Raw genomic sequence first — 22,517 nt, 5'->3', positions numbered from 1 at the left:
TCATGTCGTCGCGCCTGCTTCCCTTCTACGCAACGCTGGCCCTCTTTCTGGTGGCCTATGCGATTTGCGTGTTCCAGTTCCCGAACATGCTCTCCACGCGTGTCGTCGGAAACCTGCTCACGGATAACGCCTTTCTGGGGATCGCTGCGGTCGGCATGACCTTCGTCATCCTGTCGGGCGGCATCGATCTGTCGGTCGGCTCGGTCATAGGCTTTACGGGCGTTCTGATAGCGGTGTTAATCGGCTGGTATGGCGTGCATCCGCTCGCCGCCTTCGCCATCGCGCTGGCAATCTCCACCGCGTTCGGCGCGCTTATGGGCGTCATCATTCATTATCTCGACGTACCGGCCTTCATCGTAACGCTCGCGGGCATGTTCCTCGCGCGCGGCATGGCGTTCGTCATCACGACTGACTCTATCCCGATCAATCACGAATTTTATTCGACGCTGGCTGGCCTCTATTACCGTATGCCGGGTGGCGGCCGCCTCACCCTCATCGGCGGATTGATGGTACTGGTGTTTATCGCTGGCATAATCCTCGCGCACTTCACGCGCTTCGGCTCCTATGTTTATGCTATCGGCGGCAACAAGACATCCGCCGAACTCATGGGTGTCCCAGTTGCGCGCGCCACCATTGGCATCTACGCCTTGTCCGGCTTTCTGTCGGGCCTCTCCGGCATCGTGTTTTCGCTCTACACCTCAGCGGGCTATTCGCTCTCGGCGGTGGGTGTCGAGCTTGATACAATCGCCGCCGTCGTCATTGGCGGCACCCTTCTCACGGGCGGGGTCGGCCTGGTCGCAGGAACCTTCATCGGCGTGCTGATCCAGGGCCTGATCCAGACCTACATCGTTTTCGACGGCACGCTTTCGAGTTGGTGGACGAAGATCGTCGTCGGCCTGCTGCTGTTCGCATTCATAGCATTGCAAAGACTGCTCGTCGTGATCTCGACACGCAAGGCGGCAGCCGCCACATCGCATTCCAAAGAGTAACGACCATGACCTTACACCCCAAAATCAAACCTTCGAAATTCGTACCCGCAGAGTGGCCGCGCAAGCTGCGCTCACAAGAATGGTATGGCGGCACCTCGCGCGACAGCATTTATCATCGCGGTTGGCTCAAAAATCAGGGCTATCCGCATGATCTTTTCGACGGGCGTCCCGTCATCGGCATTCTCAACACCTGGTCGGATCTGACACCCTGCAACGGCCATCTCCGCGAGTTGGTCGAGAAGGTGAAGGCAGGTATCTGGGAAGCTGGCGGCTTTCCGCTTGAGGTTCCGGTATTCTCCGCCTCCGAAAACACCTACCGACCCACTGCAATGATGTATCGCAACCTCGCTGCCATGGCAGTCGAGGAAGCCATGCGCGGCCAGCCCATCGACGGCGTGGTGCTGATGGTCGGCTGTGACAAGACCACCCCTTCGCTGCTGATGGGCGCTGCTTCCACCGACCTTCCCTCAATCGTCGTGACCGGCGGGCCGATGCTCAACGGCTGGTTCCGTGGCGAACGTGTCGGTTCCGGCACCGCGCTTTGGCAAATGTCGGAAGCGATCAAGGCCGGTACGATGAGTCAGGCCGATTTCCTCGATGCAGAACAGGCCATGAGCCGCTCATCCGGTACCTGCAACACGATGGGCACGGCGTCCACAATGGCGTCCATGGCCGAAGCGCTTGGCATGGCGCTGTCCGGCAATGCCGCGATTCCCGCCGTCGACAGCCGCCGCCGCGTTATGGCGCAAATGACTGGCCGCCGCATCGTGCAGATGGTCAAGGATGATCTGAAGCCGTCGGATATTCTCACGAGGGAAGCGTTCGAAAACGCCATCCGCACGAATGGTGCGATCGGCGGCTCGACCAATGCAGTTGTTCACCTGCTCGCGCTGGCGGGCCGCGTTGGCGTCGATCTTACGCTGGATGATTGGGACAGGCTTGGCCGCGACGTGCCCACCATCGTCAATCTCATGCCGTCCGGCAAATATCTGATGGAAGAGTTCTTTTACGCTGGCGGCCTGCCTGTCGTTTTGAAGCGTCTTGGCGAAGCCGGAATGCTGAACAAGGACGCGCTGACCGTTTCCGGCGAAACACAGTGGGAACAGGTGAAAGACGTCAAAAACTGGAATGAAGACGTTATCCTGCCCGCCGAGCGTGCGCTTACGCCACAAGGCGGCATCGCCGTTCTGCGCGGCAATCTCGCTCCCAATGGCGCAGTGCTGAAGCCGTCTGCCGCCAGCCCCTCCCTGATGGTTCATCGCGGGCGCGCAGTCGTGTTCGAAGACATTGACGACTACAAGCGCAAGATCGACGATCCCGATCTGGATATCGATGAAACCTGCGTCATGGTTCTGAAGAATTGCGGGCCAAAGGGCTATCCCGGCATGGCGGAGGTCGGCAATATGGGCCTGCCTCCCAGGGTGCTGAAAAAGGGCATCACCGACATGGTGCGCATTTCGGATGCTCGCATGTCCGGCACCGCCTATGGCACCGTCGTCCTGCACACAACACCGGAAGCCGCGGTGGGCGGACCGCTCGCTATCGTGCAAAACGGCGATATGATCGAGCTGGATGTTCCCAATCGTCGCCTGCATCTCGACTTGCCGCAAGCCGAGATCGATGCGCGGCTGGCAGCCTGGAAAAGCACGATTAAAAAGCCGGCCGGTGGATACGCAATGATCTACCACAATCACGTCACTGGCGCGGATACGGGCGCCGATTTCGACTTCCTGCGCGGTTGCCGTGGCAATGAAGTCGGCAAAGACTCGCACTAACGGAAACAGACATGAAGCTTTCAAAACCGTTGACCGGCATCCTGCCGGTCGCTCCAACTCCCTTCTTCGATGATGGCCGCGTGGACGAGGATGGAATGCGCCGTGTGATCGATTGCATGATCGATCAGGGCGTGGACGCCATCTGCATACTCGCAAATTATTCCGAACAGTTCCTGCTCTCCGACGAGGAGCGCGCGCGCCTTACCCGCCTCAGCCTCGAACATGCTGCTGGCCGCGTACCGATCATCGTCACCATCAGCCATTTCTCGACCGGCATCGCGACCGAGCGGGCGAAATTCGCTGAAAGCCTCGGCGCGGCAATGGTCATGATGATGCCGCCCTATCACGGTTCCGGCCTCTATCCAGCACCGTCCGGCATTTTCGAACATTTCAAATCCGTCAACGACGCAATCAGCATTCCGATCATGGTGCAGGATGCGCCGCTTTCGGGTGTGCAGCTTCCCGTCGATCTGCTCGCAAAGCTGGCCCGCGAACTCGAAAACGTTTCCTACTTCAAAATCGAATGCCCCTTCGCCGCTGACAAGCTGGCAGCATTGATCGAAGCCGCAGGCGATCATATCGAAGGTCCATTCGATGGCGAAGAAGCGGTTACGCTATTGGCAGACCTCGATGCAGGCGCGACCGGCACCATGACCTCCGCGATGTTCCCCGAACTGATCCGCCCGATTGTCATGGACTATCGCGCCGGGCGCACGGATGCGGCCTTGGACCAATGGAAAAAGTGCCTGCCGCTCATCAATCATGAAAACCGTCAATGCGGCCTGCGCGCCTGCAAAACTGTGTTCGCAGCGGGTGGCGTTATCCGCTCCGATCATGTACGCCACCCCTTGAAGCCCATGAGCGAACGAACCAAATCCCGGTTGCTCGAACTTGCGCGCGACCTCGACATTTTGGCGTTGCGCTGGGGCAAATAGGCGGAGCCGGAGACAACATGCTTAAAGGAAAACACCTCATTGCCGGCGAGTGGGTCGGCGGAGAAACCACATTCACGTCCCAACCTTCCAGCGGCGAACCTCACACCTTCGCGGATGGCTCACCGGAATTGGTAGATCGCGCTGCCCGCGCTGCCGAAGAAGCCTTTTGGTCCTACTCCGCACTGAGCCGCGCCGAGCGCGCAGCATTCCTTCGCAGCATTGCGGAAGAAATCGACAAGCGCGGCGACGAAATCACCAAAATCGGCAGCGAGGAAACCGGCCTGCCCGCCGCACGCCTGACCGGCGAACGCGGACGCACCACGGGCCAGCTCAAGCTGTTCGCGGACCATATCGAAAAGGGCGAATATCTCGACCGTCGCCATGACGTCGCCTTGCCTGACCGTCAGCCCCTGCCTCGCCCGGAGATCAAGCTGGTGCAGCAGCCGATCGGCCCCGTCGCCGTATTCGGCGCGTCGAACTTTCCGCTCGCCTTCTCAACGGCTGGCGGCGACACGGCCTCGGCGCTTGCTGCTGGCTGTCCGGTCGTGGTGAAGGGTCATTCAGCCCATCCCGGCACCGGCGATCTCGTGGCGCAAGCCATCGACGCGGCAATCCGCAAGCACAAGCTGCATCCCGGCGTGTTCTCGCTGGTGCAGGGCGTCAATCATGCGGTTGGCGGCGCGCTGGTACAGCATCCGCTCATCAAAGCTGTCGGCTTCACCGGCTCGCTGCGTGGTGGTCGCGCGCTGTTCGATCTCTGCGCCGCGCGGCCTGAACCGATCCCCTTCTTCGGCGAACTCGGTTCTGTGAATCCCATGTTCGTCATGCCCGAAGCCGTAAAGGCGCGCGGCGAAGCCATCGCTAAGGGCTGGGCCGGCTCGCTGACGATGGGCGCAGGCCAATTCTGCACCAACCCCGGCATCGCCGTTATTCTGGATGGCCCGGAGGCGAGCGCCTTCACCGAAACGACCGTCGAGTCTTTGCGCGCCGTTGCGCCGCAAACCATGCTGACGGATGGCATCGCCAAAGCCTATCGCGATGGCGCGCAGCGCATTGAAAACAGCGCAGACGTGGGCGAGCTTATCGGCACGGCCTGCAATGACCGCGCTGCTGCGCCGTATCTGTTCGAGACGACCGGCGACGTTTTCCTCGCCAACGAAGCGCTGTCTGAGGAGGTGTTCGGACCGCTCGGCATTGTGGTCAAGGTGGGAAGCCTGGAGGACATGGCGAAAATCGCTCATGCCATGCATGGTCAGCTCACCGCCACGCTGCATATCGACAAAGGCGATTACGCAGAAGCGGCAAAGCTCATGCCGGTACTCCAGCGCAAGGTTGGCCGCGTGCTTGCAAACGGCTTCCCGACCGGCGTGGAAGTGTCCGAAGCGATGGTGCATGGCGGGCCTTACCCGGCCTCCACCAACTTTGGCGCGACTTCGGTCGGCACGATGGCGATCCGTCGCTTCCTCCGCCCAGTTTCATATCAGAACATTCCGGCAGAACTGCTGCCTGCGGATATCGCTGCGGCTTAGGTTACATACCTCACGGCTTCGCCGGCGTGTGCAAAAAGCGCACGCTGGCGGTTCCGTTCAACGGGTAGCGGGCATAGTCCAGTCCGAACTCCGGCAGGCTCTTGCGCTCGAATGCTGCAATGAGCTTGTTGCGTGTGAGTTGTCGCCCGGCTGTGGTTAGCGCCTCGCGCAATAGCTGTGCTGTCTTCCGCGCATGGCGTTCCAGCAGACCATTGCCGTCATTTCCAAGCGTCTCATACCCGTCGCTGAGCGTCAGCGACATGCCACGCCGCTCGGCACTAATTGCAATATCCGGCAGTTCTCCGGCTATGGCATAGATAGACATTTCTTTCGGCGCTCGCGCCAGCAATTCAAGCGCCTGCGACTCATCCGCTCCCGCAACAATGAGCGCATCCAATCCATCGAGCGGTGTCTCGGCAGACACTTCAACTGCGCTATCCAGCGTCCGGCATTTTGGAAAGCATGCCAGGCCGATGTTCTTGTGGCCGTCGCTTTTTGCTTTTCCGACCAGCCCGGCAATCTGCTCAGCCTGCGATGCAATCATACCTTTAACGAGTGTCGTATCCTCGCTCCCATTCAGCAGCGACAGCGGAAACAGGATCGGCACACTTTCGGCTTCGAAATCAGCGACTACAATCTCCTGCGACGGTACCAACCCCACGATTGCGGCGACACCGCTGGCGTTCTTGCCATCCAACTCGACGACCCGGATTTTTCTGCCGAAAATATCGGGCTGGCCCTGCAACACATCCCTGAGAAGCGCAGCATATGCCCGCGCCGGTCCGGCATTATCGGCTGGAACAGCAACCCCGAATGTCACGGATCGCGTTTCAATTCCTCGCTTCTGAATGGTCGGCAGTTCGTTCAAATACGCAATCAAGCTCGTAACCGTTGCATCGGAAAGCGTATAGCGTGGCATGGCTCTATCGAGTGTTCCGCCGCCCGCGCGTGCTCCATTGCTCAACGCCGCGCGAAATGCCGCCACATCATAGGCCGGGCGCGCAGCGTTCGGCGCACTCAACGCCTCCCATGTGATCGCTGGAGCTTTGGCCTCCGAACCGCCGAGCCCATCCCTTTGATGACAGCTACGGCAAGCAAATTTGGAAACAGGTTGGTTGAGTTTGGTAGCGCCAATCGCCACCGATCCAGCCACCTCCGCCGTTCCATTGAAGAGTTGCGCGCCGGTTCCCGACCCATCCTGTGCCCAGCCCGGAGCGACCGAAGCACATAGCAAAATCAGCGCGGCTAATCGGATCACTGATGGAATTTCGCCAGAAGCGCCACGACTTCATTGGCGTCGGGCAGCGTGCGAATGCTGTAGAACTGGCCGCTGGCCGCATCGCCAACCAGCGTCAACGGCGCGTGCAGAGTAATATCCGGAACGCTTGTACCTACGCCAGAAAGCACGGCCTGCACATCTTCGGGATTTCCCGTCAGCCATAGCCAGCGCCCGCTCGGATCAAATTGGGACGACGCCTCGCGAATGACCGCCGGCGTATCAGTATTTGGATCGATGGTGATCGAAAGCAGCTTGACCGGCTTGCCCAGATCAGCCGGAGCTTCCTTGTCCACCGCCTGCATCATGGCGTTGCCGATCGGGCAAATGGACTCGCAACTCGTATAGTTGAAATTGACCACCAGCAGCGCATTGCCTGCAATCTCGCTCGCCAGCGCATGTTGAATGCCATTCTGATCCGTCAGCTTCACATTGGGCAGGTTGACGGGGCGCTCTGCAAAGCTCGTCAAATCCGCTGCAGCGTTCGGCATCAGCAACGCGTTGAGCGCCGCGCCCGTGCCACCCGCGGCGAGAAGCGCGACGAAACCCAGCGCGATCATACCTGTCCTGCTGGTGATGTTCATGACAAAACCTCGATCAAGGGCGTCGATTGCAAATGCCAGCCTTTCGGTACGCCAATAGGCTGCACGGCGTAAATGCCCACATGCGGAAAGCGCACAGTTGCCTTCAGCTTGCCGTCCGCCGCGCGGTGCGCAACAACCTCCTGCGACCATCCCGAAACCAGGCTCGGCACCAGAAACCGCGCCGTCTCAACGTCCAGATTATGCCCCTGCTCGTCGCTCAGCGTAAACTCAATTTCCTGTGGCACCTCCGCGCGATAGCTTCCATTGGTTGGGTTGACGGCAACATGATACAGTCGCGAAGGCTTCGCCGCTGGCCCGTGAACATCAAACGGAATGCAGGCCGTGAGCCCACCAATCCCGGTTGTCAGCACCAGTTCGTGTTTCCCGCCGTCGCCAACCTTCGCAACCGTTTCAAAACGGCCCGGCTGAATTTCACGGAAACTGCGATCGGCAATATGCACTTGCAGCGGCACGCCCCCGCGCAACCTGACCGAGTCCATGGGCGGCATGCTTCCCACCGCAGCGAGTTCCGGCACGATCCAGCCTGTCCCGCTGTCGCGATCCACCGCAAGCATGTTCGGCGAAGGCAACATTGACGCCAGCAATTGCCTGTCGCCATTGCTAGCCCCGCCTTTCCCGCCCAAGGGTACAGGACGTATCATCGGCGCTGTGCCTTGCTTGACCGAGTTGAGATCCAGCACGCCCAGATACGCTCCTTCGCGTGTCGCGATGAATGCGGCTCGTTCGGTAAAGCCAATCTCCGCCACAGTAGCGTCGTTCAGCGCAAAGCTCTGCGCGAGGGTGCCAGTCGCGAGGTCGATAATCGCGACCGTGGGCGTTCCCGGCGCAAAGGCAAGCGCCTTGCGCCCATCGGGCGAAACAGCAATTTGCTTGGCTGCCAATCCCAGCGGAATGGCAATCGGTGTTGCGAAATCATCGAAGTAGCGCAGTTCCGCAAGTTTGCCGTCCGGCGAGAGCGTCAGAACTGCATCGGAACCGACCAAGGTCGACGCCGATATCGGGTGGCCTAAGCTGCCTCGCATGACAATGCGGTCGGCTGCAATATCGACAAGGCCGACTTCGCCACCGTCAGAAACCGCAACAATGCGCTTTGCATCCGGTGTAATACTGAGGCGAGTATCGCCTTTGCCGAGATTGGTGACAGGCTGGTCGCCGATGCGATGCACCGCGCCACCTTCCGCAATCCAGACATCGCCAACCGATGTTACCGCCAGGGATGAAGGCGATTTCAGCCCTTGCGCAATCACCTGCCTCGCCCCATCGGCCAGCGAGATTTCCTCGACCGTTCCCTTGGATTTGAAGGCGAACAGCGCGCGCATGTTCGCGCGGTCGATAATGAAATCATCGGGCATGGTATCGAGCGAGGCAGCGGCGAGCATATTGGCCGGCTGACCGTTTAACTTAGGGTCGATAATGCCGACGCTCGCATCCTCGTTGAGCACAGCCAGCACGACGCCGTTAAGGTCCACCGCGCCTTCCGCAATCGCACGCGTCACGCGATAGGCGCGCGCCTCATCTTCGCAGCTGCGGTTAAGCGGATCGGAGCGGCGTATCCACCCGGCAATCTCCAGCCCGTTTGGCGCACGCCCGGTTGCGGCATCGTTCAGGTCAACGCGCAGCCGAAACGCCTTGCCGTGATCCGGCTCCGTTATGCTTTTGCCGGACAAGTCTTCCAGCGAAAGCTTCGCGGTCAGGCTGGCCGTATCGAGCGGCTGTGCGTGAGCGCATTGCATCCACGTCAGTGCAACCAAAGCCAGTGCGGCCGTACGCATCCGTGTTCAGTTCCCCGCCGAGGCGACGCCGCGCCGCGCGCAAGACGTCACAGTGCGATCGTTCAACTTGCCCGGCGCCACGACATCGAGCAGACCCCAGACACCCCCTGCCCACAGATGGGTCGGACCGTCATGCCAGAGATAGCAGCCCGGCTCCATTTTCTTCGTGAGCCAAGCATTCATCGCCTTGCCCGGTCCTATCAGCGCCGCATGCGGGAAGCCGAAGCCGGGGAACAGATCATCGTAATCCTGCCCAATGGTAATGAACGCACGCTGGCGCGCCCGACCACCCGGATGCACCACGTGGACAACGACTTCCTCGCCTGCCTCGGCGCGCAGCACATGTGCTTGCGGCGTCTTGCCCGCACCGATTTCGTCGGGGCGAAGCGCGAAGAACTCCGGCCCGAATTCATAACCGTTCAGGTCGAAATGGCTCTCCGCAGATCGACCGCCGCCACGATCCGGCTCGCTGCGCAGACGGATATTGTCGGCTGCGTTGCGATAGTTCACCGCCTCATCGCCCAAATCGTAGCTGTCGTCGCAAATCTTGCAGTCAGCCATGAGACGCGGCGAGCCAACCGGACCTAAAGGCGTGAAACGGTCTGCCGTTGCGCGGTCGCGAAGGTTCAGCCCATCCTGCCAGAACAGGGTGAACTCGCGCACCTTGTGCGGGGCAGTGTCCGCCGGATAACTCATCTGCGAAACGGTCTGCCAGCCGGGCGTCGAATCCGCTTGTGCGATGTTGCGCGGCTTCACCGCAAACACAGTGCACGCGCGCGGATCATCATTACGCGCGGCGGCACAGGCAGGCTGCATCAACGCTCCCGCATTGCGCTCACCGATCACCGCCAGTTCGGCAGAACGATCCGCAGAGCGCGGCACGACATTCACCGCACCAAACAGCCCATGCAGCGGATGGCCGATAACGTCGCCCGCCGATTTCATAGGCAGTGTTCCGAATGCGTAGGGAATGAAATGCAACCGCGAGGAAACGACCAGCTCCGCATAGTCTTGCCACAAAGCCTCGATCTGCGGCTTCAAGGTCGTCATTGCTGCTGCGTTGGTTGCGGAAACCGCGCTGCCCAGTTCCGGGAAGCCTGCGTCAGCCGGGTTCAGCTTGACATTGATAGTGAAGGCTCGCCCGCCATAGAACAGCGGAAGCGCGTCCGCGCCAAGCGTGGCGTTAGATGATACCTCATGCACCTGCACAGGCATCGGCCCCGAACCAGAAAGCCCAAGCGTGCTGCGCAGCAGTTCAGAGACTTGCGCTACGAATGCGCCGAAATATGGCGTGCCGCCCGCGCCATTCGACAGAAGTTCTGCAACGTCGAATCCGGTCGGCGTGCCGATACGTCCGGCATAGAACGTCATCTGTTCGATCTGCCCGCTCCGGTCGCCCCAGAGCGTCAGCCCGTCATCAGCCGATAGCAACGTCGAACCGGGAGCCAGCGTGCCGGTGGCATTATATCCGAATGGCCTTGCAACCCGTTGCTGATAGTTCAACACCGGCAATGGCAGAAGTACCGACAACCGCGCCGAACCCCGCACCTGATCGGCATCCGTCTGCTTATAGCGCAGCGGCATGTTGTGTTCTTCCGCGTGTTGGCCCAGATCGGCGGCAAGGTACGGCTCGCCCGCGCTCCAGTCCGGCTCGGTGTTCAGCGGCACGATCTTCGGCATACGCGCATCGCCCAGATCATCTTTCAATCCGCGCTGACCGCCATAATTTGAAAGCGCGTTGACAATGGTCAGCCGCACGCAATCGCCCGCATTGACGGTGAGCACAAATGGCTCAGGCCGGTTGTAGGCCGCCTTGATGGCATTGGCGACGCGCGACAACGGAACATTGCCCCATAGGCGCGGATCGCTGAGATAGGCTTCATCCGAGCGGCCCGTCGCGCTGGCAATCGCTCGCGTATCGAGCAGCGCGAAGAACAAGCCATTGCGGTCATAAACGCCGCGGCCATACATCGTGCCTTCGTCGCCGAATATGCCGTTTTTGCCAAACACGCTGCGCGCCTCAATTGCCACTGCGGTCGCGTGCACAATCGGCGCATCATATTTACAGGTCATGGCCTCGGTTTTCACCGCCCGTTGTTGGTGTTGAGCATCACTAATTCTAACAAGGGAGTGTTCCAGCCGGAGAGCTGGATAGGAGCTTAGCTCTTGGATTCTGTCACCAACACGCCCGAGACCTTCAAGGCAATCGCTCAACGCCTTTCTTCCCGTTTCAGTAGTGGCGTCCGGATTCTTTACACAATCGCCGACCAAGCGACCGTCTGCCGAATCCTCATTCTTATAAACCCGCAGCAGACCCCACGCGCCATTCCAGAGCGAATCCACAGAACCGAAATGCTGAAGCGTATCGGTTGGCGTGTTATCGTTGATCGCACTGACTACGGCGCTCAGTTCTGCCACTCCGGCATTGTTATCTCGCGGAAAAAGCATCGAAGTGATACCCTCCCTGCGAATGCGTTCCGTGCCGGACGTATCGTTGCGATAGGTACCGGCCAGTTCAAAATGCTCGGAAATGCCGATTTCCTGCGCCGCGATTTGCCCCGACATGTTGAAGCAATTGGCAATCAGCGCCTCATAAGCCTGCCAGAATGCGTGGTCTGCCGGATCGGTGAAACCGTCCAACCCGTCGCGAACCCAGCGCGCATATTGGTCTGCGCGGCCCGCACGCACCACTGTCGTCGTGGTCGCCGGAATCATCTCGTTTTGACATGCTTTGAGTAGCGTATTCGGCGCGGAAATATCTTCCAGCGGCAGCATCGAAGCCGGGAATTTCTGGTCGATGTCGCGCGACCAATTGTAGCCCTCCAGCGTAAAATTGTGCTGCACTTCCTGAGCGCCCTGTATCAGGCGGAACAGCACGCGGTCGCTGGTGTAAGTTTCCATGACCGGCGTAACGGGATCACCGTGCACGGCAGACTGGAATACGCTCGCCATGTCGCCCGCGATCCCCGCGCTTTGCATGTCGATGCTGCACCGTTCGCTCACGCCGCTCGCCAGTGCGCCGACCCAATGATCGAGCGGCTTCAGCACGCAGTCGCTGCCGCCGCTACGGCTTTGGCCAACGCGCAGCGGTATCGGCTCGCCGCGGTAGTTCACCATGTATGGATCATGGTGATCAACAGAGATGGATTCCGGTCGCCGTGGCGCCGCAACTGCCTTGGCCAATCGCGCGCCTTCCCCATCCGCACTGGGATATCCGGCCGCATGCGCGCGATAGCCCAGCATATAATCCTGCAACGCCAGTATTTCGGCGGGTTGCAGCAATTGCTGTAGACCGCTGCGATGCCCTGCGCTGTCGCCCGGCTGACCGGCGGCTTGCCACGCAGGCGGCGCATCACCGGCACGCGCAAACCATCCGGTCGCGTCGCGCTCCAGCACAGATGCGCAAAAACTGCGCATGTTGCCGGGTTGTCCAGCAATCGCATATTTGGCTTCGCACAGAAGCGTCGCCATGCCGTCGATACCTGCGACTTCTTCGTCAACCTCAGCGGTCGCGGGTGCATCCGAAGGCCGGTCTTTCATGGCGTTCAGTAGGTCGGCCTTGCTCGCGCGATCACGCGGATCGTAGAGCGTCGAGAAATCCGCAATCGCCAGCGCGAATTCGCGATAGTTCGTGCTTTGCGGGTCGAGCGAATCCGGGTCCAGAATGACGCGCGCAACGCCCACATCGATGTCGTCGGCATTCACAAGACCGCGATCCTTGCGAGGCTCGCTGCACTCCGCCTCATTGCCTTCAACCTGCGTGCCATCCGGCGCGGTATATTTCCGGCCTGTGCGGCAGGTTGCGGAACCTTGCGGCTCGATCACCAGCGCAGTGTAGAAGCCATGCTGCTGGATCGAGGACGGCCCGAAATGATCGTGGCTGAACACGGTCTTCAGTGTGCGGTCTGCCGCTCCATCACCTTGAATATTGGTCGCGGACAAGATCGGGTCGGCAAACCAGCGCTGAACGGTTGTCTGGAACAGGTCGCGATATTCGCTCAGCTTCAGCTTCCAGATCTTGTTCTTGAACTGGTCGCTTACGATCCAGTGCCCTTCCGCGTCCTGCGTACAAAGCCCTGCGAATTCGTGCATCTTCGCCTCGCCCGGCGCGCGGCTGGAAACAACATCCGCCGGATCGTGGTTCTTGGCAGCGCAGATGCGCGTTGCGATTTCGTCTGCCGCCAGCGTGCCGTCTTCATAGTTGAAGCCATTGCCGGAGCCGTCAGACGAGGTCACATCGAACTTCACGAGATGGATGTGCTGGCCGATCGTATCGGTCGGTGTCTTGACCTGAAAATCGTCAAGCGCGAGGTCTTTCGGCAATTCGTTCGTGTGCCGGTATTCGATGCATTCGCCCGAAAGCGCGCGGAAGAAAAACGGCTCTTCGCTGGCGCTGATGCGCGGTGAAATGCGCCCCTGCCCAACCTTGTAGTGATCGGAGTTTTTCGTCAGCACATTGATGCGCGCTTGCGGATCGTGCCAACCGGCCCGGTTGGTCACGAGGTCAAGCTGAACCGCCGATCCCTTATAGCGCCGGAACCCGACCACGCCTGGATCGGTCGAGAAAACAGCCGTGCCGCTGCCGTCATCGACCAGCGGATCGACTTCGGCCAGCACAATCTGGCCGGGCGCATCGAATGTCGTCACGTTTCCGTTTTCGACGTAATACAGGCCGGGACGTTTGGCGCGATCCATTGGCTCGCCCTGTTCGTCCAGAACAGGGTCCGTGCGCCACCAGTGCACCCAGTTCGAAATCTCGGCGTCCGTCGCCAGCTTCAAGTCAGATGGCTGCGTCGGCACGGTATCGCCTGTCGGCGCCATGAGGTCGAACTGCGTATCCGTGCCGTTCACTGATTTGCTGAACACGTATTTCTTCACGCCGCCATTGGTAACGGCTCGCGCATTGGCGAAACCATCCGGCGCGCCGCATGGATCGGCAAAGGGCGCGCCCGGCTTTGGCGGTGCGCCGTTCACCGCGAAATAGCCGCCAAGGCCGCCGCTTACCAGCGAGCGGTATCCGCCCTGCGCGGTGTCAAAGGCAGCAGGACTGCCATCGGCGGCGAAAAGCTTGAGCGCGCCTGCACCCACCTTGCCGTCATGGTGGAACGCCATGCCGCTTTTTTCGAGCGCGGTTCCTTCATAAGGCAGCACATCGATCTTCGCCTTTTCCAGATGCATGGTCATGTCGCCCAGCGCCAGCGCCTTGGCCACCACCTGCGACTGTTGCCGTTCGCGCGTTGCCCTGCTCGCACCGGTCAGCGGTTCCGGGAAACTGGCCGGCAGGCTGAAATCGGGCTTCCGCTCGGCGTCATCGGTCAGCACATGGCGCGGCAGACCACCGTCAAGGAACGCGCTCGTGCCGCCATCGTCAGGCATCGCCTTGGCAATATCGTTCGGCGCTTGCGGCGGGCGATGTCCCGGCTTGCCCGCAATATAGAACGGATAACCCGGCATCGAACTGATCTCGCCGTTCGGCAGCGTCGATTGACGCGAAGCCGCAAGCGTCGTTTCGCCATTATAGGTCGGCAATAGCGGCCAAGCGTGGCCGGGTAGCGGAACGAGGGCGGGTATGGGCGTACCCACATCCCGCCCCGTGCCCGCCGCATCGGGTTCTATCCAAGCCCCCGTCACCGGATCGACCGATCCTGGACGCTTCAGGCTCTTGTCGCTGTCGGCAGCTTCCTCAACCGACAGGCCCGCCGCTTTCTGACCATCCGGCAGCTTGCGCGTGCCATCTTCCAGCACATCATGCACACGCCATAGCTCCCACATGCCTTGCGCGAAATGTGGGTAGAGATGGCAGTGAAAAATGCTGTCGCCAAGCGTACGATTGCGGTTGCCGGAGCCGAGCGTTTCGTACCAGCCGGGCTTGCCGTTTTCGCCCTTGTGATAGACGCTCAGGCCGCCGCCATAAATATTATAGGTAAACCCCTGTTGCGGGCCGACCGTCTGCGAATCCAGATATGTTCCGCGATTGGGATCATTGCCCGCAAACCATTGATGCGCATGCAAATGGAACACATGCGTTTCTTTCGGCCCCGCGTGGAAATTGCGGAACACGATGCGGTCGTTCAGATAGGAGTGATGCACATTGGACGGGTCGTCGCTGTATTGTTCGAGCAGCGCAGGGTCGCCATTTGCCCACGACGTCAGGAAAAATTCTTCGTACAGGCATTCCTTGCAGTTTGCCGCCGGACCTATGCCCTTGCGATTGGCAAGCAGCAAAGCGCCCATTCCGCTGGAACCGTAATTGATGGCAAAGCCATCGCGCACGCCCGCAAGCTGACCTTCCCCAAACCGGCTCAGTTCCTCGAAATTACGCGTGACGAAGGATTTCAGCTCATCGTGGAAAAACACCGAGAACTCGCGGAAATTTATCTCGGGGCGAGCGCCGCCAGCTTTCCGGTAGATAATGGCGTTCAGGTCGGAATGGATGATTTCAAACGAATTGCCACCGCCCTTGCGCAACATGGAGAGGATCGAAGAATGTGCCTCATCTGCGCCCGGCAGGCTGTCGTAAGTAACGTACGAGCTTTGTAGATCGGCGGGGCCGATTGCGTGGCGCGGTGCTTGCGCATCATCTTCGCGCTTCGGCTTCCACAATGCCTTGAACGCACCCGCAGACATCTGGCTGCGGAACCATGATGTTCCGCTCTGCTCCGCCACGACCGCACCGAAAAGTCCGTGCGTTATGGAGCCACCATCGCCTTCTCCACCCGCAGGAGCCGCGTTGCTGGCTACGAAATACGGACCTTCGCGGTCGATAAGATAATAGCAATCGATGGTGTCGCCCGGACGGATTGCGGCCAATCCGGTGCAGGCGCGATTGATGTTTTCGGAAACCGTTCCCGTTTCATCAACTGAGGTGAGTCCCTGAACCGAGAAATTCAGTCCACGGCTGCGCGGCCAATCGAGGTCCGGCGTCTCCGGGCTTGCCTGCTCCTTCAAATCGCTGTCGGTTGCGCACATCGCGTCGTCATGCGCGATGCGATCATCCGGCCCGCTGGAAACCCAGTTGCGCAGCATGTTGAACAGGCCGCCATCCTTGAAACCAGCCTGGCGATTAACCCCGCCCTGACGGCAAAACGTCTCCGTCAGTCCCGGCTGCTCCGGTCTTAGCAAATTGGTCAGCCGCACGTGGAGTATGTCGCCGACATTCGTGCGCAGCACCATCGGCCTTGGGCGCTTGCAATCTTTCAGCCGCACCTTTCCAGCTTCAAGCGCACCGTCATACGTTTCTGTTCCCACGAGGTCGCCGCAGGCATCCGCGGTATAGGCTTCCGGCATGCGCTCGCTCGAAACCACGTCGCGGCGCAGCGCAAACATCATCCCGAATGGATTGAACGAGCCAAACCGGTTGTAGATCAGCGCTTGATCCAGCGCCACGATGTCAGCGCAAATGGTGCGCCTTGCTGTGCCCGATACAGGCAGCGCACTACACCAATTTTCGCTTGCTGGCTCGAGTGGTTTCGGCTCAGTCTTTGCTGCCGCAGATGCTGGCAAGCACTGAGCAAGCAATGCGATTACAAACAGGCCTCGGCATAACGACTTCATCTGCATTTTCCTCTTGCAGAAAAGTGCTATTCACTCAGATCTGATGATGTGACGGACTCGTTATTCTTCCAGATATTCCGCTCAATCCGCCTGCGCACAATTTCGCCATGATTGTGCAGCGTTGTCAATATGATATTATGTACTTGGCTTGAGCGAACCCACTTCAACAACCTCAACATCAATTGTGCCGGGCTTTCCGTCCTGCGTAATCGTCACCTTCTCGGGAATCGCGCCGCTGGCGGATTTGGAGGAAACATAGACCGCCAGCCTGTGGTCGCTGCCCTTGCCCGCAACCCCCAAGCCGACAACGCCCGGTTGCTGCTTCAGCATCTCTGCATTCTGGTCGATTGCCACTTTCACCGACTTCTTGTCGGCCATGTTACGTCTCCAGTTCTATGTCGAGGGCATCGAACACATTGCCGATGCGATTGAACACGCTCACATCGTCCGATCCCGCAAAATGCAGCCCCACAACCTTACCCGTCGAGGAAAGCACCAAAGCACCGCTGTCGCCCGGATCGGTAAATCGCGTGCATAAAATCTGATCGCGAAACAGCACATTGCGCAGCTTCGCCGGATTGTCCGGGTCCGGGTAAGGCACGATTGCCTGAAAATCAGTGTCGATCACCTTGCCCCAACTATGGCCCGTCGAACGCCCCGTCTTTTGCACCTTCATGCCGACACGAACGCTTTTGCTCATGCGTGACGGGCCTATCGCGGCACCCATAAATGCCAATTGGTACGCAATGCCCGGAGCGACAATTTCGGCCAGCGCCGCATCAACCATGTTGGGGAATCCATCCGAGGTATAGTCAAATGGAATGAATGCTTTCAGCGTCGCAATCCGATCAGGCCCGGAAACACCGCCATCGGCGATTGCGGGCTGCACGATTTCATCGCCCACAGCAGCCTGCGCCGTGCCTGCCAAGACATGTGCGTTGGAAAGGATGAAACGCTCTGGCCCGCCGCCCCTTTTGCGCACGATGCAGCCGAGCGTGCCGCCCGTGACTTTGACATTGCCGAGGCTGCACCCCGGCTGGATCGGCCTGAGCCGTTGATGCGCTGGCTGCGGCTTCAAATTCCCAATCGGGATCACGTCCGTTTCGAGCGGCCCAACGATTTTAGGCACCGGGTTGGCAATATCATCCAATGCTCGCTTGGCCCCGACATAGACCCGAAAGGCAGGCCGTTCGAGCGTCTCCCCAGCCTTGATCTTCGCTCCCAATCCGATGCCGCGAATGGCTGCATCCTTCAGCCAAACCGGTAGCGCGCTCGCTTCTGCCTGATGCGCTGGTGCTATCGCTTGCGGCGCCAGAACTACCCCGTCATTTGTCGGCAAAGCATGGTCGCGCGCTGCTACGTAGCGCGGTGCGGTGGCCAGCATTCGTATCAAGCCGCGTATTTGTTTTACTTGCGGCCAGTACTCGCCATACAATGGGCCCTGGGACATTTGACTTGCCGGGACGGGAGTTCAGCCAGAAAGGGATCGTTTCATGGCAGGCACCGAAAGTCAAAGAATCATCGATCTCGTGCACGATTTGGCGGGACCGGCGATGACCGTAAAACAATGTCTGCCACCCAAATTGCAGGCGCAAGGCATCACCGAAAAACCTTTGAAAAATAAAGGCGTATCGCGCAAGGACGTTGTCGACAAAATCGCTAATCGCGAACCGCTGAAGCGCACCGAAATTGTCTATGCCGAGAGCATATTGATCCCGGAGATGCGCCCCGCAATCGAGGTTGCAAACGACACATATGCAGTAGTCGATCATGCCGCTTGGGCGATCCTGAACGACGCTGCGGTCAAGCAGCGTTTGGAAACCGCAATCAAGGCGACATGCCGGGTCGAGAACAATGGCAAGCTGATCGGCACCGGCTTTCTCGTCGCGCCTGACCTTGTCATGACCAACCGGCACGTCGCTTCGGATTTCGTGATCGGCGTTGGCGGCGCGGCCAATATCGGCTTTGCGCCGGGCGCTGATCCCGCTGTGAATTTCCAGCGCGAGTTCACGCGCCCCGATGCAGGCAACACAGCCTCAATCGCCGTTTCGTCCGCTGTTATGATGCATCCCTATTTCGACATCGCGCTCCTGCGATTGGCACAACCTGCACCGCCAGCCCCGCTGACGCTCGCCGCCGTCGCTGCGGAGAGCGCCGAGAACACCAACATCGCTTTGATCGGCTATCCCGATTTCAACCCGCAGGAAGAAGCCGGTCCGCAGCGCAGCGTCATCGGAGATAACTTTGGCGTAAAGCGCGTCCAGCCCGGATTTGCCAGGAAGTCCGGCACGGTCCGCAGTTACGACAAGACGGTTCAGAGCTTCGGCCATGACTGCTCGACCCTCACCGGAAATTCCGGTTCGCCCGTCATCAGCCTATCCAGTGGCAAAGTCATCGGCGTACACTTCTATGGGCTTCTGCGAAAATCGAACTGGGCGGTACTGGCGAGCGACCTTGCTTGCGATCCACGTATGACAGCGGCAGGCGTTACCTTCGATGCGCACGGCGCGACCAATACCGGAGTTTGGGATGCCTGGTGGACGCGTGCGGATTCCTTGCTGATTGCAGCAGGCGGATTCACTGGTCCGGAATCGGTGAAGAAAAGCAAATCGGTCATGACCATCACCATACCGATCACACTCAAGATCGACCTGAAAACCGGCAAAGTGAAGGCAAGCGGCAAGACCTCGTTCAAGCCCGCCAAGCAGAAACGAGTCTAGTGACGGCGGCGTCTATCGGTTCAAAAAAACTTCGTGCAGCAGGATCAGCGCTGCACCTACCGTGATGAACGCGTCCGCAAGGTTGAAAACTGCGAAAGACCACACCGGCGTATGGAACAGAAAATAATCGATTACGTGCCCATATATGGCTCGGTCGATCAGATTGCCGACCGCTCCTCCGATAACCAGCGCAAAACCGGCCAGCGCCAGCGCGGAGCTTGTGCGCGCCGCGAGATAGAGCATGAACGCAATCACGCCGAGCGAAATCGCAATCAACCCCTTGTCGCCGATCCACGAAAACATCGAGAATGCAACGCCGGTATTGTATGTGCGGAACAGCGCAAAAAACGGGAGCAGATCGACCTGCTCATGCATGGTGAGCCGCGTTTCCGCCAGCATCTTGACCCATTGGTCGAGCGCAACGGCAATCACCACCAGCGCTGCATAGGGAAAATATTTGCGCATCGCCATCAGGTGAGCTTCAACGCGCCGCGTCTGATTTCGAAAAGCATCACGCCGGTTGCAACGGCAAGATTGAGCGAATCCGCCCGCCCTGCCTGCGGTATGCGCAACAGCACGTCACAGCTCTCCGCGAGATCGTCAGGCAGGCCCTGTTGTTCATTTCCCATGAGGAGCAAAACCGGCTTTCCTCCAAAATCGACCGATCTGTAATCGACGGCGCCTTTCAAATGCGTCCCGGCAACCTTGCCCGGAAAGCTCTTCCGCCACGCAACAAATGCGTCCGTTGTCGCCTTTGCCACCGGCACCGCGAAGATAGAGCCCATCGTGGCCCGCACCGTTTCCAGCGAAAACGGATCCGTCGTATCGCCGACGAGGATGACCCCTTTTGCACCCACCGCATCTACGGTGCGAATGACCGTGCCTAGATTTCCGGGGTCACGCACGCGGTCCAGTGCCACCCAAACGTCACCCTGCGCTGGCCGAATATCAGCCAGTTTCAGATATTGCTGCGCAAATACGGCTACCACCATTTGCGGATTGTCGCGGCGGGTAATTGCCGTCAGCACTTTTTCGGAAACTTCGAGAACTGTGCCGCCCGCAGCAACCGTTCGCGCGGCAACCTTCTCCACTGCCGCATTGCCCAGCTTGGACTTGGCGAAGATCAGCGTCTTAATCGTCCAGCCCATATCGAGTGCGTCAATAACGAGCTTCAGCCCCTCGGCAATGAAAGCGTTCTGCTGGTCGCGGAATTTCTTCATCGCCAGCGATTTGATGTCCTTGATGATGGGATTGGCGAGGCTGGTGATTTCCTTCACCTGCCCCGGCCCGCCTTGCCGCTGAACATTCATGCAGCCACCCATCTGGAAAAGAGCGAAGTTGAAAGCGCCCGACCTGCCGATTGCTCGCGTATGATCAGTTCGCCAGACTCTACCGTTCCGCCCATTCCTGAGAAAGTATCGCGCATCAATGCGTGGATTGCGAAAAACGATGCGCGGATCGAATAGGCCGTCAGCACGACGGCCAGCGGTTTCGGCGTCAGGATCGACCGGCACAGATCGGCCATTGCTGGCAAATCGTCAAACAACTGCCAGACCTCGCCCTTGGGTCCGCGCCCATAGGCTGGCGGATCGAAGAGAATGATGTCGTATCGATTGCCGCGCCGCTCCTCGCGCTCGACAAACTTCATCGCATCGTCGCAAATCCAGCGGATCGGCTTGTCGGCCAATCGCGCCATCGTCTGGTTTTCGCGCGCCCAGCCGATTGCCTTCTTTGAGGCATCGACATGCGTGACTTCCGCACCGGCGCGCGCGGCAACCAGCGAAGCAAGCCCCGTATAGCCAAACAGGTTCAGCACCTTCACAGGTCGCCGCGCCTGCTCGATCAGTTTCGCCATATGGTCCCAATGCGAAGCCTGTTCGGGAAATACGCCGACATGCCGGAACGAGGTAAACCGGCCAAGATAGTCAATACCGTCATGGCGCATAGGCCATGTCTCGCCTAGCGGCGATTTGGGAAAGCGCCAGCGGCCAAGTCCCTCCTCGTCCGTGTCGCCCGTGAATATAGCGTCAGCCTTTTGCCATTCACGTTCGGGCAGGGCCGGTTGCCAGATCGCCTGCCCTTCCGGGCGAACGATGCGATACGGTCCGTATTGCTCCAGCTTCTGGCCCGCGCCGCTGTCGAGCAGCGCATAATCCGCGTTCGGCGCAACTTCCAGAATGAGCGGCAGACGTTCATCTGGCAATGCGCCATCGCGCCTGCGCAGCGCACGACGGGTCGGTGCTTCCGCTTCGCGTCGGGATTCGTCCCGCCCATGATTGCGGTTATGCTCCGCTTTATTGTTCCGAACGGGTTTCACTGGCATTTCCCGGAAAAGACGCCGCTGCTTGTGGCATAGGCTCAGCCGCCGCGCAACGAATTGAGCATAGCGCGTCAGCGCTCGCTTATAGCTTTGAACACCGCAATGCCCGCCGCCAGGTCTTCGAGCGCCGCGCCGACCGACTTGAAGAGCGTGATTTCTTCGGCGGATTGCCTGCCCTGTTTTTCGCCTCGCGCCAGTTCATGCAAATCAGCCACGATTGCATCATCGGTCAGTGCGCCCGAGCGAATCGCTTGCACTATGTCGCCCGCTTCTTTCGTGGCTCCGGCCCGCGTATCGACATAAACGCGCGAGCGCCGCATCGCCTCGTCATCGCTTTCACGCATGTCCGGCGTAAATGCGCCGACCAGGTCGACATGCGTTCCCGGTTTCAATGCCGCACCTGTCACCAGCGGAACATCAGAGATCGTCGCGGACGATACGATGTCAGCCCAGCCAAGCGCCTCTTCGAGATTCTCTGTGGCTTTCGCGGCAACGCCGTAGGATTTCAGGGCCATCGCCGCGCGGTCCGCATTCGCCGCCGTGCGGTTCCAAATCCGAACCTCGCGTATCGGTCGCACCGCCGCATGGGCGCGCGCCAGAAACGTGCAAAGCGCGCCGGCCCCTACAATCAGGTGACGCGATGCATCTTCGCGCGAAAGATAGGTCGAAGCCAAAGCAGACGCGCAGGCCGTGCGCCATTGGGTCAGCCTCTGTCCGTCAATCAGCGCTTTCGGTTCGCCGGTCACGCCGTCCAGCAACAGGTACACACCCATAACTGCAGGCTTACCGATGCTGTTATTGTCGGGCGAAACCGTCACGATCTTGACGCCCATATAGCCGCCTTGCGAAGTGCCCGCGGCCACAAGGTCTGTCCACGCCGGCATCAGCAGCAGGGTTGATGTCGCCCCGTCGGGCCGTTCGACCGCATGATGGTGACGTACAGGTTGCACAGCACCAGCGCGGAATGCGTCGCGCAGCGTCTCCACCAATCCGGCGAAGGTCAGCGCCTTATCGACCTCTTCAGACGAAACAGTAATCATAT

Annotated in this window: 15 protein-coding genes; 5 read left to right on the top strand and 10 right to left on the bottom strand. The window is 59.7% G+C overall.

Translation table 11 applies throughout. The features are described from left to right. Positions 1-2: 2 nt before the first annotated feature. Genes yjfF through DY251_RS00965 form a run of 4 tightly spaced genes read left to right on the top strand, consistent with a single transcriptional unit; the run spans position 3 to position 5,228 of the window. A complete protein-coding gene (yjfF, locus tag DY251_RS00980; protein ID WP_116621972.1) occupies positions 3-989 on the top strand; it encodes a galactofuranose ABC transporter, permease protein YjfF in 987 nt (328 codons plus the stop codon). A 5-nt stretch (positions 990-994) separates the two neighbouring features. After that, positions 995-2,764, top strand: a complete 1,770-nt coding sequence (gene araD, locus DY251_RS00975) for an L-arabinonate dehydratase (protein ID WP_116621971.1) — start codon at positions 995-997, stop codon at positions 2,762-2,764. Positions 2,765-2,775: 11 nt separating this feature from the next. After that, positions 2,776-3,699, top strand: coding sequence for a dihydrodipicolinate synthase family protein (locus tag DY251_RS00970; RefSeq protein ID WP_116621970.1), 924 nt, complete (start codon positions 2,776-2,778; stop codon positions 3,697-3,699). A 17-nt stretch (positions 3,700-3,716) separates the two neighbouring features. After that, positions 3,717-5,228: an aldehyde dehydrogenase (NADP(+)) gene (locus tag DY251_RS00965; protein WP_116621969.1), complete on the top strand. Its 1,512-nt coding sequence runs from the start codon at positions 3,717-3,719 to the stop codon at positions 5,226-5,228. A 10-nt stretch (positions 5,229-5,238) separates the two neighbouring features. Here DY251_RS00965 and DY251_RS00960 read toward each other — a convergent pair whose 3' ends face one another. The 6 genes from DY251_RS00960 to DY251_RS00935 form a co-directional block, all read right to left on the bottom strand. Continuing rightward, positions 5,239-6,486 (bottom strand): c-type cytochrome, encoded by a 1,248-nt coding sequence (locus DY251_RS00960; RefSeq protein ID WP_116621968.1) that lies wholly within the window; start codon positions 6,484-6,486, stop codon positions 5,239-5,241. Continuing rightward, entirely contained in the window at positions 6,483-7,088 is a 606-nt protein-coding gene (locus tag DY251_RS00955; RefSeq protein ID WP_158553203.1) for an SCO family protein, read from the bottom strand. Before DY251_RS00955 ends, DY251_RS00960 begins: the two co-directional genes overlap by 4 nt. Further along, entirely contained in the window at positions 7,085-8,881 is a 1,797-nt protein-coding gene (locus DY251_RS21400) for a WD40 repeat domain-containing protein (protein ID WP_158553202.1), read from the bottom strand. The genes DY251_RS00955 and DY251_RS21400 overlap by 4 nt, the downstream gene beginning before the upstream one ends. A gap of 6 nt (positions 8,882-8,887) precedes the next feature. Then, positions 8,888-16,435, bottom strand: coding sequence for a cupredoxin domain-containing protein (locus tag DY251_RS00945; protein ID WP_147307410.1), 7,548 nt, complete (start codon positions 16,433-16,435; stop codon positions 8,888-8,890). A gap of 135 nt (positions 16,436-16,570) precedes the next feature. Beyond that, the gene (locus DY251_RS00940) at positions 16,571-16,813 is read right to left on the bottom strand and encodes a hypothetical protein (protein ID WP_116621964.1); all 243 of its coding nucleotides are present in this window, start codon (positions 16,811-16,813) and stop codon (positions 16,571-16,573) included. A 1-nt stretch (position 16,814) separates the two neighbouring features. Then, complete coding sequence (locus DY251_RS00935) at positions 16,815-17,819, bottom strand: trypsin-like peptidase domain-containing protein (protein ID WP_116621963.1); 1,005 nt, start codon at positions 17,817-17,819, stop codon at positions 16,815-16,817. Between the two features lie 109 nt (positions 17,820-17,928). Here DY251_RS00935 and DY251_RS00930 point away from each other — a divergent pair, with 109 nt between their 5' ends. Beyond that, positions 17,929-19,155 (top strand): trypsin-like serine peptidase, encoded by a 1,227-nt coding sequence (locus DY251_RS00930; RefSeq protein ID WP_116621962.1) that lies wholly within the window; start codon positions 17,929-17,931, stop codon positions 19,153-19,155. A gap of 12 nt (positions 19,156-19,167) precedes the next feature. Here DY251_RS00930 and lspA read toward each other — a convergent pair whose 3' ends face one another. The 4 genes from lspA to lhpI form a co-directional block, all read right to left on the bottom strand. Continuing rightward, a complete protein-coding gene (gene lspA, locus DY251_RS00925) occupies positions 19,168-19,620 on the bottom strand; it encodes a signal peptidase II (protein ID WP_116622271.1) in 453 nt (150 codons plus the stop codon). A 5-nt stretch (positions 19,621-19,625) separates the two neighbouring features. Then, positions 19,626-20,465, bottom strand: a complete 840-nt coding sequence (locus tag DY251_RS00920; protein ID WP_116622270.1) for a TrmH family RNA methyltransferase — start codon at positions 20,463-20,465, stop codon at positions 19,626-19,628. Next, positions 20,462-21,478 (bottom strand): RsmD family RNA methyltransferase, encoded by a 1,017-nt coding sequence (locus tag DY251_RS00915; protein WP_116621961.1) that lies wholly within the window; start codon positions 21,476-21,478, stop codon positions 20,462-20,464. The genes DY251_RS00920 and DY251_RS00915 overlap by 4 nt, the downstream gene beginning before the upstream one ends. 68 nt (positions 21,479-21,546) lie before the next feature. After that, positions 21,547-22,515: a bifunctional Delta(1)-pyrroline-2-carboxylate/Delta(1)-piperideine-2-carboxylate reductase gene (gene lhpI / locus DY251_RS00910; protein ID WP_116621960.1), complete on the bottom strand. Its 969-nt coding sequence runs from the start codon at positions 22,513-22,515 to the stop codon at positions 21,547-21,549. Positions 22,516-22,517: the final 2 nt, after the last annotated feature.

This window comes from Mesorhizobium denitrificans (assembly GCF_003403035.1).
In the GTDB taxonomy this organism is placed as follows: Bacteria; Pseudomonadota; Alphaproteobacteria; order Rhizobiales; family Rhizobiaceae; genus Mesorhizobium_G; species Mesorhizobium_G denitrificans.
The sequence above is the reverse complement of the archived record's forward strand: the minus strand, read 5'-3'. Positions and strand labels throughout refer to the sequence as shown.

Coding starts and splice junctions, on each gene's coding strand:
- yjfF (WP_116621972.1), top strand. CDS start 3: ATGTCGTCGCGCCTGCTTCCCTTCTACGCAACGCTGGCCCTCTTTCTG.
- araD (WP_116621971.1), top strand. CDS start 995: ATGACCTTACACCCCAAAATCAAACCTTCGAAATTCGTACCCGCAGAG.
- DY251_RS00970 (WP_116621970.1), top strand. CDS start 2,776: ATGAAGCTTTCAAAACCGTTGACCGGCATCCTGCCGGTCGCTCCAACT.
- DY251_RS00965 (WP_116621969.1), top strand. CDS start 3,717: ATGCTTAAAGGAAAACACCTCATTGCCGGCGAGTGGGTCGGCGGAGAA.
- DY251_RS00955 (WP_158553203.1), bottom strand. CDS start 7,088: ATGAACATCACCAGCAGGACAGGTATGATCGCGCTGGGTTTCGTCGCG.
- DY251_RS21400 (WP_158553202.1), bottom strand. CDS start 8,881: ATGCGTACGGCCGCACTGGCTTTGGTTGCACTGACGTGGATGCAATGC.
- DY251_RS00945 (WP_147307410.1), bottom strand. CDS start 16,435: ATGAAGTCGTTATGCCGAGGCCTGTTTGTAATCGCATTGCTTGCTCAG.
- DY251_RS00940 (WP_116621964.1), bottom strand. CDS start 16,813: ATGGCCGACAAGAAGTCGGTGAAAGTGGCAATCGACCAGAATGCAGAG.
- DY251_RS00935 (WP_116621963.1), bottom strand. CDS start 17,819: ATGCTGGCCACCGCACCGCGCTACGTAGCAGCGCGCGACCATGCTTTG.
- DY251_RS00930 (WP_116621962.1), top strand. CDS start 17,929: ATGGCAGGCACCGAAAGTCAAAGAATCATCGATCTCGTGCACGATTTG.
- lspA (WP_116622271.1), bottom strand. CDS start 19,620: ATGCGCAAATATTTTCCCTATGCAGCGCTGGTGGTGATTGCCGTTGCG.
- DY251_RS00920 (WP_116622270.1), bottom strand. CDS start 20,465: ATGAATGTTCAGCGGCAAGGCGGGCCGGGGCAGGTGAAGGAAATCACC.
- DY251_RS00915 (WP_116621961.1), bottom strand. CDS start 21,478: ATGCCAGTGAAACCCGTTCGGAACAATAAAGCGGAGCATAACCGCAAT.
- lhpI (WP_116621960.1), bottom strand. CDS start 22,515: ATGATTACTGTTTCGTCTGAAGAGGTCGATAAGGCGCTGACCTTCGCC.